Below are 15,081 nucleotides of genomic sequence, written 5' to 3'. Positions count from 1 at the left end.
ATTGTAAGCTTCTAGCAAGCTATGAAAAAAGGAAAATCCTAATTTTAATTAAAGGGGGAAACAAAGTGGTTTCGAAGAAAAATACGTTATCTATTGGATTGATGTCCGTACTCCTAAGCAGCAGTATGATTTCGCCAGCAAGTGCTGAATTCTATCATTCGAAGGAAGAAAAGGCACCTGCTCAAATCCAAAAGGCACAACTTCCATTGATGGATATGGAAAAAAAGGCGACCGATGATCCATTATATGGACAGGATTTAAAAGCATTCAACCCTAATGAAAATATTCGCCTAATCGTTGAAGTAGACGTCAATAAGAAACTGAAAACGTCACCTGAGAAGCAGGTTGAGCAGATTCAAAATACGTTTATGAAAAAGAGGGATGCTTCTTCTAAAGTCATACATACGTATTCAACAGGGTTCTATGGATTCAGTATGGAAACGACGATGAAAGACGCGGAAAAGATTAAAGAAATGGAAGGCGTTAAGGATATTCGCGTTGCGAAAACGTACGAACATATGGACGTAAAGAGCAACGAACTAGTCGAAGCGATGAATGTATGGACGAAATATAATTATAGCGGTGACGGGATGGTCGTAGCGATCGTGGATTCGGGAATCGATTATCGACATGAAGCCATGACGCTTTCGGATAAAGGGAAGAAAAAAGCAAAGTATAATGAAACCAACATCCAAGAGAAGCTTGATGAGTCGGAAGTAGATGATATTTGGTACACAGACAAAGTACCTACAGGCTATGACTGGGCGGACCATGATACCAATGTCATCCCGGCAAGTAATTCCCATGGAACCCACGTAGCCGGCATTGTCGGGGCATACGAAGAATCCCAGAAAAAGGCGATGGGGGTCGCACCGGATGTACAGCTATTAGCTGAAAAGGTATTCTCTGATAAAAGAAGCGGTGCCTATGACGATGATATTACAGCGGGAATCTATCATGCCGTGGAGTTTGGGGCGGATGTCATCAATTTAAGCCTTGGATCTGATGCAGGAAGCGTAGATGCGAATGATCCGGTCCAACGTGCCATTCAATATGCAACAGAGCATGGTGTGTTGGTCGTAGCTGCGGCAGGGAATGCTTCTTATAGTACAAAACAAAACCTGCTGGAAAGATCTCAATTACCTCTGGCTAAAAATCCGGATATCGGTCTTGTAGGTGACCCAGGTGTAACGCCCTCCGCACTGCAGGTTGCTTCATCTGAAAATAATCAGATGAGAGTAGATGCACTTAGTTTAAATGATGGTAGTCAGCTTGGATACCAAACGCAGTACAGTTCTAAAAAGTTCAGTGATGAACTCGAAGCCGGTAAAGAATACGAATTGATTTTCGCCGGTGAAGGGTTTGGCAGCCATCTGGATGGCTTGGATTTAGAAGGGAAGATTGTAGTTGCAAAGCCAAAATCGTATTCAATTTATTCGACCCTTCAATATGACTCTGCAAGAAAAGGGGCAGTCGGCATCATTGTCATTCCACCGGATAAGTACCCATCTTATGCAAGCTTAAATTTCTCAAGATACACTATCCCAGCTGTTACGACTGGACATACAGAAGGAGCTCAATTGATCGAACGATTACAAAGCGGTGAGAAAATCTCGGTAGAATTGTCTGATGAAGGGATTTGGGTGCAAAATCCGACAACGGAACCAATGTCCTATTTCTCTTCTTATGGTTCGCCAACAGACCTAAGCTTTAAACCGGAAATCACAGCACCGGGTGGAAAGATCAGCTCAACAGTATTGAACAACAAGTATGAAGTCATGAGTGGAACGTCCATGGCCACTCCACATGTAGCAGCTGGAGCGGCATTACTCCTTGAAAAGTATTACGAGGAGTTAGGTTTACCAAAAAATGAAGAAACGGTCTTAAAAGCGAAGAATGCTTTAATGAACACGTCTGAGGTGTTAACGAATCCAGATGATGAGAACTCCTTATACTCACCAAGACGCCAAGGGTCAGGCTTAATGAAGATTGAGCAAGCGATTAAATCTCCTTATCTTGTAGAACATGTAGGGGCTCCTTTAGAAAAGGCTGCATCTGTTGCATTAAAAGAAGTAGGCAGAACATTCGATTTCACATTGGATGTCGAGCCGCTCTCGAGGAAGCTTGAAAAAGCCAATGACCAGTATGAAATCGTCGTAGATGTGCTAATGGATGAAACAGAGAAGAAGACATATAACGGAGTGGAAAGAGACTATCTAACTTTACACTCGGTTCCTATCGATGGGGCAGTTGTAAAAATCAACGGAAAACAGCTGGGTGACCAGAAATTTCAATACAAACCACGTCGTGATGGCGAAGTAAAGATCTCTGTCACATTGCCGGAAGAGCTAAGTGAAGGACGTTTTGTTGAAGGGTTTGTTCGCTTTGTTCCTAAAGGAAGCTCTGTAAAATATTTAGCGACTCTAACGATGCCATTCATGGGATACTACGGTGATTGGGGTGCCATTGATAATATTGATGAGAGCCCGGTTAAAGGAGATCCATACTTAGGATATACCGTTCTTTGGAATGACGTAATGGAGTTGCCAATGGGATATGATACTTCCACAGGAACATTTGATCTAAATAAGATTGGATATTCTAAGAATGCGGTTGCGTCAGGTATATATCCTTCCTTCACAGCATTTCGTAATTTGAAAGAAATGTCTCTGAAGGTAGAGGATGAGAACGGAAAAACAGTTGCTCACATTACGAATTTCGGTGAGTTTACGGAGGATGGTAGCCCGTACCCATTCAGAAAGAACATTATGAGCTATGGAGATTACTCCTATAAGTTCGATGGGGTGTTCTGGAGTGGGAAAGATGATGAGGGGAACCAACTTCCTGACGGTAACTATACGTATGTATACGAGAGTACATTGAATTATGGGGGAGCAGAGCCGCAACAAACGAAGATTCCGTTTAAACTGGATTCAGTTGCGCCTAGTGTTAAAAATATCAAGATTACAGAACAAACGGATGGGAAGTATAAAATTACGTGGGGTGTCACAGAAGAAGAAACGAAACATATCGGAAGTTTCATCTGGGTAAATGGCGGTATCCGTAAAAGCGTATACAGTGATGCAAATGAGTACATTACCGACGAAAAGCCTGAGGTTGTCATGATTTCAGCAATAGATGCTCTCCAGAATGTAGGTGTTGGTTATACTGGAAATGAGGAATTGCTGAATGCAGATCCCTTTATCAATTATTGGAATGTTTCACGATCCAATGTAAATGAAACGAAACCAGCTTCCATCTTGATCTTTGGCTATAAACGGATAGATTGGCATATAGAAATTTCTAATGCAGCAGGTGAAGTGATTGAATATGCCGATATTGAAAATGAACATTCGATTTATGGGTTGAAATGGTATGCTGGTAGTGAATATCCGGACGGTGACTATTATGTAACTGTTACAGGGACAGATGAAACAGGATTATCGCTGAAGTCCGAGAAAAAGAAAATAACAGTAAAACATTGACCCGCAAAGCCAAGAAATTCCTCAAGGAGTTTCTTGGCTTTTTCTATGTGAAAGTTATTTTATCCCCCAACTTAAGTGGTTCAAAAGGAATGGTTCTAATGGATTGTTTTGGTTGGTGGAATTACTGTTTCTGTCTGTAAAAGTTGATTTTTCTGACTTTTGTCCTTTGGATTACACAAAAATCACCATATTTCTTCTCCCAAACTTGATAAAATTCCCCCCCAATGACGTATGAGGTATTCGACAATATAATTTATTTAGAAAGAAAAAGGGGGTTGAAGTCATGAATGCCAGCAAATATCCAAAGATCGCATTAAGTGTAGGGCTTCTGATGGGTGGAGTTGCACCATTAACTCATGGACCTGCGATACATGCAGAAACACAGCCGGATGCAATGAAAATCTTGGCGGGTTTGTCGACAGAGCAGCGTGAGGCGTTGGACAAACTTGAAGCCAATCGGTCAATGAAGGGTCTGCAATTATCAAGAGACATTGATTTGAAAAGTGAAGAAGAAGTGACAGTCATTGTCGAATTCGAACAGCTTCCTGCAAAGACAGAACAAATTCAACAATCTTTAAAAGGGAAAGAAGTTTCTCTTGAGAAGGCAAAGAAACAGGTAGAAGAGTCCCACGCAAAATTCAAGAAAGACTTGAATGAAAAGGTGAAAAAGACGAAATCCGGGAAAGAAAACTACGAAATTAAGCACACGTATAAAGATGCGTTTAATGGCGTAGCGATGGCTCTACCGGCCAATGAAGTTGAAAGCCTATTAGATTCTGAAGTAGTGAAAGCTGTTTACAGTGAGGAAGAAGTCCAACTTTCTCCTCCACCTAAAGCAACGGATGAAGAAGGATCAACCACAAAAGTAGACAGTATCCCTTTCATGAAGATTGACCAGCTACATAAAGAAGGATTCACAGGTAAAGGGATTAAAGTTGGGGTGATCGATACAGGAATCGATTATAATCACCCTGATTTAAAAGCTGCCTATAAAGGCGGATACGACTTTGTAGATAATGATGACGATCCAATGGAAACAACGTATGAGGACTGGAAAGCTTCTGGTTATCCAGAAACGAATCAAGGAAGCTATTATTATACCGAACATGGTACACATGTTTCGGGAACCATCGTAGGTCAAGCGGCGAATGATTCCGATTACAAAGTCATTGGTGTCGCTCCAGATGCCGAATTGAATGTATACCGCGTATTAGGCAAATACGGATCTGGATCAACCAGTAACATTCTTGCCGGGATTGACCGTGCTGTGGCAGATGGAATGGATGTCATCAACCTTTCTCTTGGAGCAGCAACGAATAACCCATTGTATGCAACGAGCATTGCCGTTGACAATGCCGTATTAAGTGGTGTGACAGCCGTCGTTGCAGCGGGGAATTCAGGTGACGAAGGAAATTATACACTGGGATCCCCAGGTGCAGCCGCACTTGCTTTGACTGTAGGAGCAAGCTCTGCTCCATCCAATGTTACAACGTATGATGGAGAATTCTCTGTGGAAGGCAAGGAACTTGATGGCCAACTACAATTAATGACCAATAACTGGACAAATGAGTTTAGTAAGCTTCAAGGACAAAGCTATGAAATGGTCGATGTAGGTGAAGGTGGACAAGCCGATTACAACGGGAAAGAGGTCACCGGGAAAGTGGCATTCGTGGCACGAGGCACTTATGCACTCATTGAAAAGATGGATATCGCCAAACAACATGGGGCAAAAGCTGTCATCATATATAATATCAACCCGGATGAAGGACATATACCTCACTATTTAGGTGAGAGTGATGACAATATCCCAACCTTCTCGATCACCAACCAAGATGGATTATCGGTGAAGGAACTATTTAAAACCGGAACCCCTTCTATCACGTTTGGAGAGGCGGGAGAATCTGAAATCAGCGGTGATGAACTGGCATCCTTCAGCTCAAAAGGTCCTTCGGGAACCTTATATGATATCAAGCCGGAGGTGACGGCCCCTGGGGTCAACATTCTCTCAACCGTTCCATCTTATATGCAGAACAAAGAGGATTCATCGGATTATTCACATGCCTATCAACGATTATCAGGTACATCCATGGCGTCCCCTCAAGTAGCCGGGGTTGCTGCACTATTACTTCAAGCGCATCCTGATTATACACCAAGTGACATTAAATCGGTGTTAATGAATACGGCAGATCCTTTGAAAAATCAATATAGTGTATTTGAAGTGGGAGCAGGAAGAGTCGATCCGATGCAGGCCATTCATTCTGAGACCATGATTTCCGTTTTGGATGAAACTCCATTCATTGAGAATCAGGAAGAAATCATCATCCCGGAACAAACCGGTGGCTTAAGCTACGGTTTTATCCCAATGGGAGAAGAACAACTGACAAGATCGACGAATCTATCCATTACAAATAATAGCCATAAAAATAACAAATATGATATATCAATAGAATACAATGTAGGTGCAGGAGCTTCTGATTCACTGGATGCAGAGAAAAATGGTGTGAAGCTCGATGTGCCAAGCTCCCTGAAAGTGAAAAAAGGGGAAGTGGAATCATTCAACGCAGTTCTCACCATTCCGAAATCTGCGCAAAAAGGAACGTATGAAGGGTATATTGTCATTCAAAACCAGAAGGATCAAGATGACACCTATCGCATCCCATTCGGAGCAAAAGTCGTGGAAGAAGGAATTGGCTACTTTGATGTGTATACGAAGAGCATTTCCACGAATCGCGTGAATAATCCTTATAGCAGAAAAGAAACGGACCTTGATTTCAGATTGAACTCTCCAATGGAAAGATTGGATTGGGTATTGGTTGATCATGATACCAAGGAAGACCTGGGATGGATTACTGGGGTGAACTCAGCAGGAGCAGCCATCGATGTTGACTATTACATTGAAGAAGGGTTCTATGGTTATTATTATCCATTAACAGGAAATGATAAAAAGCCACTCAGCTATACAAAAGTGAGAGTGGAAGATGGCATTTATGATGTGAAGATGATCGGAACGACGAAAGATGGAAAGCAGTTCGCCAAAACATCCACCATCAGCTTAGACAACGGGGCACCAACCGTTGTGTATGATCAGACGGACGCAATGCCAACCGGCGACTTTCCGATTGTAGAGCTGGAAGAAGGTCAAGAAACAGTTACTTTATCAGGAACTTTATTGGATTCTGAAATAGAGGAAACGTCTAAGACCGATCTCCCATTTACTCAAGCTAGTAATAATATATGGTACGGGTCGTACGGTCCAAACTACCGACTTCAAGCGGATGAAAATGGAAAGTTTTCTAAAGAAATTAATGTAAATACATCTTACATTAAAGAAATGCAATATTTAGGAACGGATTATGCTGGAAACACAGCCATTCCTAAAATGGTCTATTATGTTCCGAAAGGATTTCAATTTATTTTTGCGAAAGCGGATAAAGATTCTTACCAAATGGGTGATAAGGTAACCTATACATTCTACGGTAGAAATTTAGAGAACGCCCATGCCTTTTCAATGTATACTTACAACTCAAGTAAGTTCTTGGATTCCGTTGAATTCCAATTAGCGGATGGGTTACCAGAGGGAACAGAATTAAATGTGACAAAAACCGGTACAACAAGTGTCAGAAATGATATTGAGATAAAAATTCCAGATGAAGGTGTATCAGGCGACGTGGCATTATTCAAGATTGTAGCCGATACGAATGAGAAGGAGTTCTTCAATACGTATTCTCCATTGTTCAGTAGTGTAAGTACGATGAAGATTAATAACGGACCACGGATCCCGACGAAAATAGGAGCTCATCCAACCTATCCGAAAGTATCAAAAGTTGGTGCGGGATTCATAGGGGCAGAAGGACTCCTGACAGATGCAGGCCGCTTTGACTATAGCCGCGATTATACACAAATAGGTGCGACTATACACTTGGAGGATAAGGATGGTAATACCTATCCTGTCACCATACCGAAAAATGGTGTGATTAATTTCGAACAACTACCGGCGTCGGTTCATAAGTACACAGTCGTGACAGATGTGCCAGGTCACTACACAACGTATACACCACTTGAAGCGGGGCGCACGGAAAATGGTGTGAATATTGGTGAATATGTCACGTATTATATGGCCGTATCTAAGCCTGGAGACATCAATAAAGACAATGTGATTGATATTCACGATGCTCTATTGCTTCAAGATCATTGGAAAACGGACTATCGAAACACGGATATTAACTTCGACGGCACGACAGATGAGAAAGACTTTACACTCCTTGAGAAATACTACTTGTCTGAAAATGATTTTGTACTAGATACTCCAGATCCTCAAGCAGAAGCGAATGGTGAAACAATCGACACGATCAAAAAAGAATTGGGAATTAATTCCTAATCAAAAGAAAGGGCAGTCCAACTGGGCTGCCTTTCTTTGCATCAGAGCGGAATATGAGTTAGTACATAATTTAGCTCTTTTGAGAAGAAAATATATGTATCTTTCTATGGAGGTTCTTATGTCAAAACTCAAATCTTTCTTATTTCAATCCCGATACGGCAACTAGCAACTGGATTTGGAGTCGTCCACAAATCAAGCAAATTAGGAAACATATTTTCTGTAAGTAGGTACGAGGAATTGAAATGTAACCCTAAGCAGAGTAAGGCTGACACCCTATCCATACTATTGAAAAGACAATCGTCAGGAAAAATTCCTTATAGGTTGTCTTTTTTACTATTTAAAAAAGGAGATTGAATGACGATGAAGAAGTGGTACTGTAAAGCCCTTTTAGCACTGTCATTGATAGCCCTGGGAGGCTGTTTGAATAAAGGGGACAATGGTAAACAAGGAGATGAAGAGGCGGTGAAGGAGACAATGAATTCGTTGATCAAGGTGGATCCGGAACTTGACCTGTCAAGTGGGGAGGGTGTATCCATCATTATAGAATTCAAGACCAAACCTGCAAAAATAGCTGTTTTGGAAGCAGAAGCACAAGGAGTGGAGCTGACTCTGGAATCAGCCAAAGAAAAAGTTGAACATAGTCATCGGGAGTTTGAAAAAGAGCTGCATGCCTTTTTAGAAGAGAACGAAGTGGATTATCGGATCACTCATCGTTATAAGACAGCTTTTAATGGGGTGTCGATGGAATTGCCGGCGAAAGAAATTAACCGATTAATGGGATCGTCTATTATTTCCAGGATTTATCGTAACAAGGATATTCAGCTCGACCCACCGATTCAGCCTTCAAATCAATTGTAAAGAGGAAAGCCACATAGGCGTCGTTTTTTTATTTATAAAAGGCGATAGGAATCAAAACACTTTTTCAACATAACAACCATGACAATCTCATGTTGGGAAAAAAGAATAGGTTAAAAGACCTGGGTATTTATTCAGTGAACGGTCGTTTTGTTGACAAAAGATTCGGTATGAAAGAATGCAAGGCGGAAATTTTTTTGTGTGGACCGGAAATGCGAGAATGAATGTAGGTATAAAGTCACTGCCTGCTGGTTCTTATGCCTGTAGAAAACCCCAATTTCATCCCGATTATTTATTAGTATAATATTAGTAGAACGTATATCGCTATAAAAAAAGATAAAGCGATAGGCCAGTTATTGAGACGGAAGCTTTTCTACTAATTCACCACGGGGGGTAAATAATGAATATTGGGGCATTTATTAAATACTATCGGATCTATAAAGGTATGACTCAGAAGCAAGTGGGGGAAGGGATTTGTACTCCAGGCCATATTAGTAAAATTGAAAGTGGGCATTTACAAATTACGAAAGATAAAATCGATCTGTTCAATCAACGATTACATATCAATATTGAGAAAGAGTTAAAAACATATAAAAAATTACAATTAGATTTAGAATTGTGGCATGATGTCATGATCAAGCAGGTAAAGGGGAAGGTCGAGTTATTGAAGGAGACCATTGAACAAAATCCGTTAATCCAGATCGAAACCTTGAACGGTACATATAAGATATTGAAAGCAAGATACTTTATGATGAAGGGTATGCTTAAGGATGCTGGATTCTATTTAAGTCAGTTCTCTAATAAGCGTCTATCCTTTCATATGTCCGATTATGACTTTCAGCTGTACTATCATATAAAGGGGATGTACGAGCTTGAGAAAGGGAATCCCCAATCTGCGATTATGTTTTTGGGGAGAATAGACCGGGATATCTACTCCAATCCTGAATCATACTTTCATCTGTCCATTGGCTATCATGAATTAGGGCAGTATGACAGGTCTTTGCGATATAGTCAGCAGGCCTTGAATTATTTCAAAGAAACATTTAATTTTACAAGATGTATTGATGCCGCTACGATTCAGTTGATTGCGGAAAGCAAAAATGGTGAGGAAGTTCTCGAGTCAATAGTAGAGAAATATGATGAGTTGATTCAGCATTGTGATAATCTGCATGATCACGGAAGAAAAGCCATTCTTTATCTGAATTTAGGTGGGTTGTATCGGGACTTGATGCAGGATAGAAAAGCACGGGATGCCTATCAGGTCGCTTATGGATTATTGAAACATGAGTCACCCACAGAAGACTATGTCAGAATTCTTTTTGGCTATATTGAGAGTTCCATGGATGTAGAGGGGCCGGTACTTGAAAAATGGGAAACGTTAATAGAGGAAGGACTCCGTTATGCAACCGCCAATAAAGATTCCTGCAAAGAGTGTCTATTTACGATGCTTGGTATCAGGGTTCATGAAGGGGAAGAAGCATATTATCAATATATGGAGAATGTCATCATCCCATTGTTGAAGGAAGAAGGGCAATACTCCGAGTGTAATTACTATATTCAAAAGCTCTACAATGGGAAAATGGTTAAAGAAAAAGAATGCGTTAACAGCTAATCACAATACCCTGTAAAGGAGAGATAGGATGGAAAACCCGGATCGATTAATTTCGTCATTCGATGAGGTGGCCTTAAGTGATTATAAAATGCCGATCATCTGTATCTATCAGAGTCCGAAAGATTATCAAGGCATGTTTGTAGCAAGACTATTCGATGTGAACCAGCCGACCCATAACATTTTGATGAGACCAACTTTAGAAGCGGTCAGAAGTGAAATCCCTGAAAGATTCTCCGTTGTACCGAAAGCTCAAGGGGAAGATGACAGCATTGTCGAAACGTGGATATGACTCTCGTAAAGAAGCTTCATTTCTCTCTGAGAGAAATGAAGCTTCTTTACGTATTTTTGTTTGCGTTCGGATAGAATTTATCTTCGATTTCTTTATATTCCCTGAAGTGGCCGGTGAGGCGTGCAAGCTTATGAACCTCTTGAAGAAGAAAGGTTTTATCTAATTCGTAAATGACCTCCCTTTCGATATGATCGATGGTGTTGCAGGCGAATTCCCAAAGATCTTTGTGCTTCGAAGGCTGGATGGATTCGGCTAAAAGTGCCAGTGCACGTACGATTTCGGTTATGATTAAGTGATTGTTTTTCGCATAGTGTCGAATATAACCAAATCCACGATAGAGATAATAATCAAATGGTTCCGATTGGAGGATGACCCGTATCCTTTCATCTTGGTCGATTAAATAGGGTGTGAAGGATAATTGATCCTCCACCGTCAGCATCAGATCGGCCATCTGGTCGATCGTGTTCGAAGCCGTTTTGGGATCGTCATTCCCCAGGGATTTAATCGCCACCTCTGCGAGTTTGTGGATCCCCATCTGCAGGTCTTGGATTTCTGTCTCTTTATGACCCATTTCAATGAATTGCAGGTATGAATCAGTGAAGATATTGTCTGTCTTCGGCCCCCATAAGCTCAGAACTTCATTCCCGGCAAGTACATAATCGCCCACTTTATAATGAAGCTGTAGGACAAAATTCTCTTTCTGTGCGAGTTGAATCATTCCCTGGAAATCTACTAATTGAATATAGCCGGAGTGTTTAGCCTTCACATGAAGAATGTTATTTTTCTCTTCCTCCATGATGTCCCCATCTTCAGTGGTGCGATGTGCTTCTAAATCTTTCTTCAGTGTCTGGTGGATCATCACTTCAGAAACTTGTTTCATATTGTACGTGATATTATGGACCTGCATCCAGGTAGACGCATGGTTGATGAAGAAGATGAAGGTGATGGCTGATAGAAAGGCAAGGCAGATCGTCATCATGGGTGCAGCGACAAACATCTCCTTCTTTGAACTGCCGATAAACAAAAAGAGAAGGAGGACATAAACAAAACTGCCATTAAATATACCGAGGGCGTGCTGCGTCTGCCTGTCCGATATGAAATCCAAGAGCATCCTTGGCGAAAATTGTCCACTGAACGTCGTCAACACGACTAAGAGGGAGTTAAGCGTGAAGGCACTGAGCGTCAAAACGCCACCAATGAGGGTGCTCACAAGGATTCGGGTGACAGAGGCATCCATGCTTAATAGATCAAACGTATACTGTGAGATTTCCAATGAGAGATCCAAGTATAGGGTAATGGCTACCAGCAGTACGGCAAGACATATGTACAAGAAAGGCATATACCATATGGTCAGCCGGATTTCATGCATGCGTTGACGTTTGGACATGAGCAAATATTTTCTGATGGAAAGGGGGAGCATTTTTTTAAACATGTTTGAAACGGTTCCTTTCTAGTAAATGGATATGGATTAGTTTTCCCTGCCAGTGTAGGTTAAAACCTGAATTTCAAAAATAGATTCATAGAGGGTGGATGTTTCAAAGGAAATCACAGTAAACCCATGTGAAATTAGGTGTCTGACAAATTAGAAAGAATTTTTTAAAAATACCGAAAATGGTATTGACGGAGGAATGAATCACCTATATAATCCAATTCATACTCAAATATCAAGTGAAAACGTAACGTTATATCTCTTATCAAGAGCGGCGGAGGGATAGGCCCGATGAAGCCCGGCAACCTGCAGGATCAGTCTGTAAAGGTGCCAATTCCTACAGATTCCATGTGAATCTGGAAGATAAGGGGAGGAGCATACACACTAAGCCCTCTTCTTACAAGAAGAGGGCTTTTCTTTATACCCTCATTCTTTCCACCATGCCCGGTGGATCTTCAGAAAGAAGCAATGCGATACAAACGACAAAAAGGAGGCTAAAAAGATGTCAGCGATAAATGTGGCGATACTGGGCTTTGGAACTGTCGGTCAAGGGGTTTGTGAAGCCATTGATACTCACCAGGACAGGTTGAAGGAAACACTCGGGAAAGAGGTGAAGGTGAGGGCGATTCTCATCAAGGACCCGGTTAAACAAAGGGAAATTGATCCGTCCATTAAGGTTACGACAGAATTCAAGGACATTCTCGACATACCGGATCTTCATGTGATTTTTGAAGCGATTGTAGGAGAAGAACCGGGATACACGTATTTATCGAAAGCGGTGGAGAAGGGAATTCACATCGTCACGGCCAATAAAGTCATGTTTGCTAAATTCGGCCCCAGCCTTATGGAGAAAGCAAAACGTCACACTGTATCCGTTGGTTTCGAAGCGACAACAGCCGGAGGGATCCCGGTCATCGGCACGATCCGCCAGCTCCTGAAGGTAAATGAAATCAAAAGCATCCAAGGCATATTGAATGGGACTTCCAACTTCATTTTGTCCCAAATGAGAAAAAAGGGTCTTTCCTTTGAGACCGCTCTAAAGCAGTCCCAGGAAAAGGGGTACGCAGAGGCGGATCCGACGAGCGACATCGAAGGATATGATGCCTTTTATAAATTGCTGATTTTGAGTCAGACCGCTTTTGGCAGACAGCCGGATTGGAAGGATATCAGACGCAGGGGGATCACACACTTGACGGCAGAATGGCTGCAGGCAGCCGAGTCCTTCCGATTGCGCTTTAAACACGTAGGTTCATTGGAACGTGACGGATTCAATCGGATCAAAGGTGAAGTAGAGCCGGTCCTCGTCCACGACACCCATCCTTTCTACGGGGTGGAGGATGTGGAAAATGCGATTTCATTAAAAGGGAGTCTCGTAGGAAGAATCACACTACTTGGGCCAGGCGCCGGTAAATGTCCGACAGGAAGTGCCATGGTGGAGGACTTTCTTTCACTGATTCAAGGGAAATACACGGCATCTCCTGAAAGTGCAGTACACAATGGAGAGGTTCTGGAAGATAGCACAGGCCAATGGGTCTTACGTGTTCCTGCAAATGAAGACTATCAAAGGTGGATTCCGTTGTTCACACTGAAAGACCGCATTCAGCTTGGCGATTTCCTGTATGTCTTTGTAGAAGGCAGGAAAGAGGACATAGAATCAGTTCTTACATCACAGGAACAGATCCAGGCAGTGTCCATCCTGGACGAAATCCCACTTGAAAATGCAGTGAAAGAAGGGATTGCGGTTTCCTGACGATTTTATTAAAAAAGCAACAGATCTGATAGAAAGTAGGGGGATCACTTGAGTATCGTCGTTCAGAAATTTGGTGGAACCTCTGTAGGTTCTGCGGATCGAATTAAACGGGTAGCAGGTTATGCGTTGAAGGAAAAGGAGAAAGGGCATGACGTGGTGGTGGTTGTATCGGCCATGGATAAAACGACGGACGCCCTTGTAAAGCTTGCGGGAGAATTGTCTGATGTTCCCCGGAAAAGGGAAATGGATATGCTCCTTTCAACAGGGGAACAGGTCACGATTTCCCTTCTGACAATGGCCCTCCAGCATAAAGGGGCGGAGGCAGTATCCCTGACCGGCAGGCAGGCTGGGATCCGGACAGACGCGGTGTTCGGCAATGCCAAGATCACTTCCATAGAAACAGGGAGAATCAAAGGGGAATTATCAGCCGGACGGATTGTGGTGGTCGCTGGTTTCCAAGGAGTTACAGAGGATGGTGAGCTCACTACGCTTGGAAGGGGTGGTTCAGATACAACCGCAGCTGCCCTTGCTTCCGCACTGAAAGCGGATCGATGTGACATTTACACGGATGTGGACGGGGTGTATACCTCAGATCCGAGAGTGGTCCCACGGGCTGCTAAAATCGACGGTTTATCGTATAATGACATGCTCCGTTTTGCCACGATGGGAGCCAATGTCCTGCACCCTAGAGCGATTAAGCACGCAAAGGAACATCTTGTCCCTTTAATCGTCCGTTCGAGTTTAAAGGAGGGGCGGGGTTCCGTTATCAGTGCTAAAGCTCAAAAGAATGGAAGCATAGTCGGCGTTGCGCTCCAGAAAGGTATTTCAGTCCTTACCATCCATGGGTGTGATGGAGGGGAATCCTTGATTCTGTATGACCTTGATTCTCACCATATCGAAACAGAGAGGATCAAGCATAGAGAAGACCTTGCACTGATCATAAAAGATGAGGATGTCCATGCAGTGAAGAAAATCGTCAGCGGCTATAGCGGGGCATATTCTCATTTTGAAATAGCGGAAGATCTATCGAAAGTATGTGTGATAGGGAGTATCCAATCTTCCGGTGAAGTAAAAGAAAAGGTCACCAATGTTTTTCATGATTATCATATCGGGAAAGTATCGGTTTGGGAATCATCGGTTGGCCTAAGTGCCCTTGTCGATCGCGGTGACGTTGAAAAAGCAGCAAGGATTCTCCACATGCACTTTGGTCTGGATTATATTGAATCCAAAAGGGCGATATTATAAAGGGAAAAGTGTATAGTCCTGTCTATACACTTTTTTCT

8 protein-coding genes, 1 pseudogene and 1 riboswitch are annotated in these 15,081 nt (G+C 42.3%); of the genes and pseudogenes, 8 read left to right on the top strand and 1 reads right to left on the bottom strand.

Features of this window, described 5'->3' with window-relative positions:
• The first annotated feature begins 65 nt into the window (after positions 1-65).
• The 6 genes and pseudogenes from M1J35_RS22205 to M1J35_RS22170 all read left to right on the top strand — a co-directional run bounded on the left by M1J35_RS22205 (position 66) and on the right by M1J35_RS22170 (position 10,619).
• Positions 66-3,485 carry a S8 family serine peptidase gene (locus M1J35_RS22205; protein ID WP_254652305.1) on the top strand — a complete coding sequence of 1,140 codons (3,420 nt, stop codon included), beginning with the start codon at positions 66-68 and terminating at the stop codon, positions 3,483-3,485.
• Between the two features lie 283 nt (positions 3,486-3,768).
• The gene (locus M1J35_RS22775) at positions 3,769-7,863 is read left to right on the top strand and encodes a S8 family serine peptidase (RefSeq protein WP_305882324.1); all 4,095 of its coding nucleotides are present in this window, start codon (positions 3,769-3,771) and stop codon (positions 7,861-7,863) included.
• A gap of 134 nt (positions 7,864-7,997) precedes the next feature.
• Positions 7,998-8,090 (top strand): annotated as a pseudogene (locus M1J35_RS22185) (spore cortex-lytic enzyme); the annotation flags it as partial.
• Between the two features lie 133 nt (positions 8,091-8,223).
• Complete coding sequence (locus M1J35_RS22180) at positions 8,224-8,721, top strand: protease inhibitor I9 family protein (protein WP_254652304.1); 498 nt, start codon at positions 8,224-8,226, stop codon at positions 8,719-8,721.
• A 397-nt stretch (positions 8,722-9,118) separates the two neighbouring features.
• Positions 9,119-10,330 carry a helix-turn-helix domain-containing protein gene (locus tag M1J35_RS22175; protein ID WP_254652303.1) on the top strand — a complete coding sequence of 404 codons (1,212 nt, stop codon included), beginning with the start codon at positions 9,119-9,121 and terminating at the stop codon, positions 10,328-10,330.
• A 28-nt stretch (positions 10,331-10,358) separates the two neighbouring features.
• Positions 10,359-10,619, top strand: coding sequence for a hypothetical protein (locus tag M1J35_RS22170; protein ID WP_034764165.1), 261 nt, complete (start codon positions 10,359-10,361; stop codon positions 10,617-10,619).
• A 46-nt stretch (positions 10,620-10,665) separates the two neighbouring features.
• Here the strand turns inward: M1J35_RS22170 and M1J35_RS22165 are convergent, their stop codons facing one another.
• The gene (locus M1J35_RS22165) at positions 10,666-12,006 is read right to left on the bottom strand and encodes a DUF2254 domain-containing protein (protein WP_254652302.1); all 1,341 of its coding nucleotides are present in this window, start codon (positions 12,004-12,006) and stop codon (positions 10,666-10,668) included.
• A gap of 301 nt (positions 12,007-12,307) precedes the next feature.
• Positions 12,308-12,418: riboswitch (SAM riboswitch) on the top strand.
• Between the two features lie 132 nt (positions 12,419-12,550).
• On the opposite strand from M1J35_RS22165, the gene M1J35_RS22160 reads away from it, so the two are divergent.
• The gene (locus M1J35_RS22160) at positions 12,551-13,798 is read left to right on the top strand and encodes a homoserine dehydrogenase (protein WP_254652301.1); all 1,248 of its coding nucleotides are present in this window, start codon (positions 12,551-12,553) and stop codon (positions 13,796-13,798) included.
• 48 nt (positions 13,799-13,846) lie between these two features.
• Entirely contained in the window at positions 13,847-15,043 is a 1,197-nt protein-coding gene (locus M1J35_RS22155) for an aspartate kinase (protein ID WP_254652300.1), read from the top strand.
• Positions 15,044-15,081: the final 38 nt, after the last annotated feature.

This window comes from Rossellomorea sp. KS-H15a (assembly GCF_024195245.1).
GTDB classification, from domain to species: domain Bacteria; phylum Bacillota; class Bacilli; order Bacillales; family Bacillaceae_B; genus Rossellomorea; species Rossellomorea vietnamensis.
This window is presented reverse-complemented; position numbering and strand designations above follow the sequence as displayed.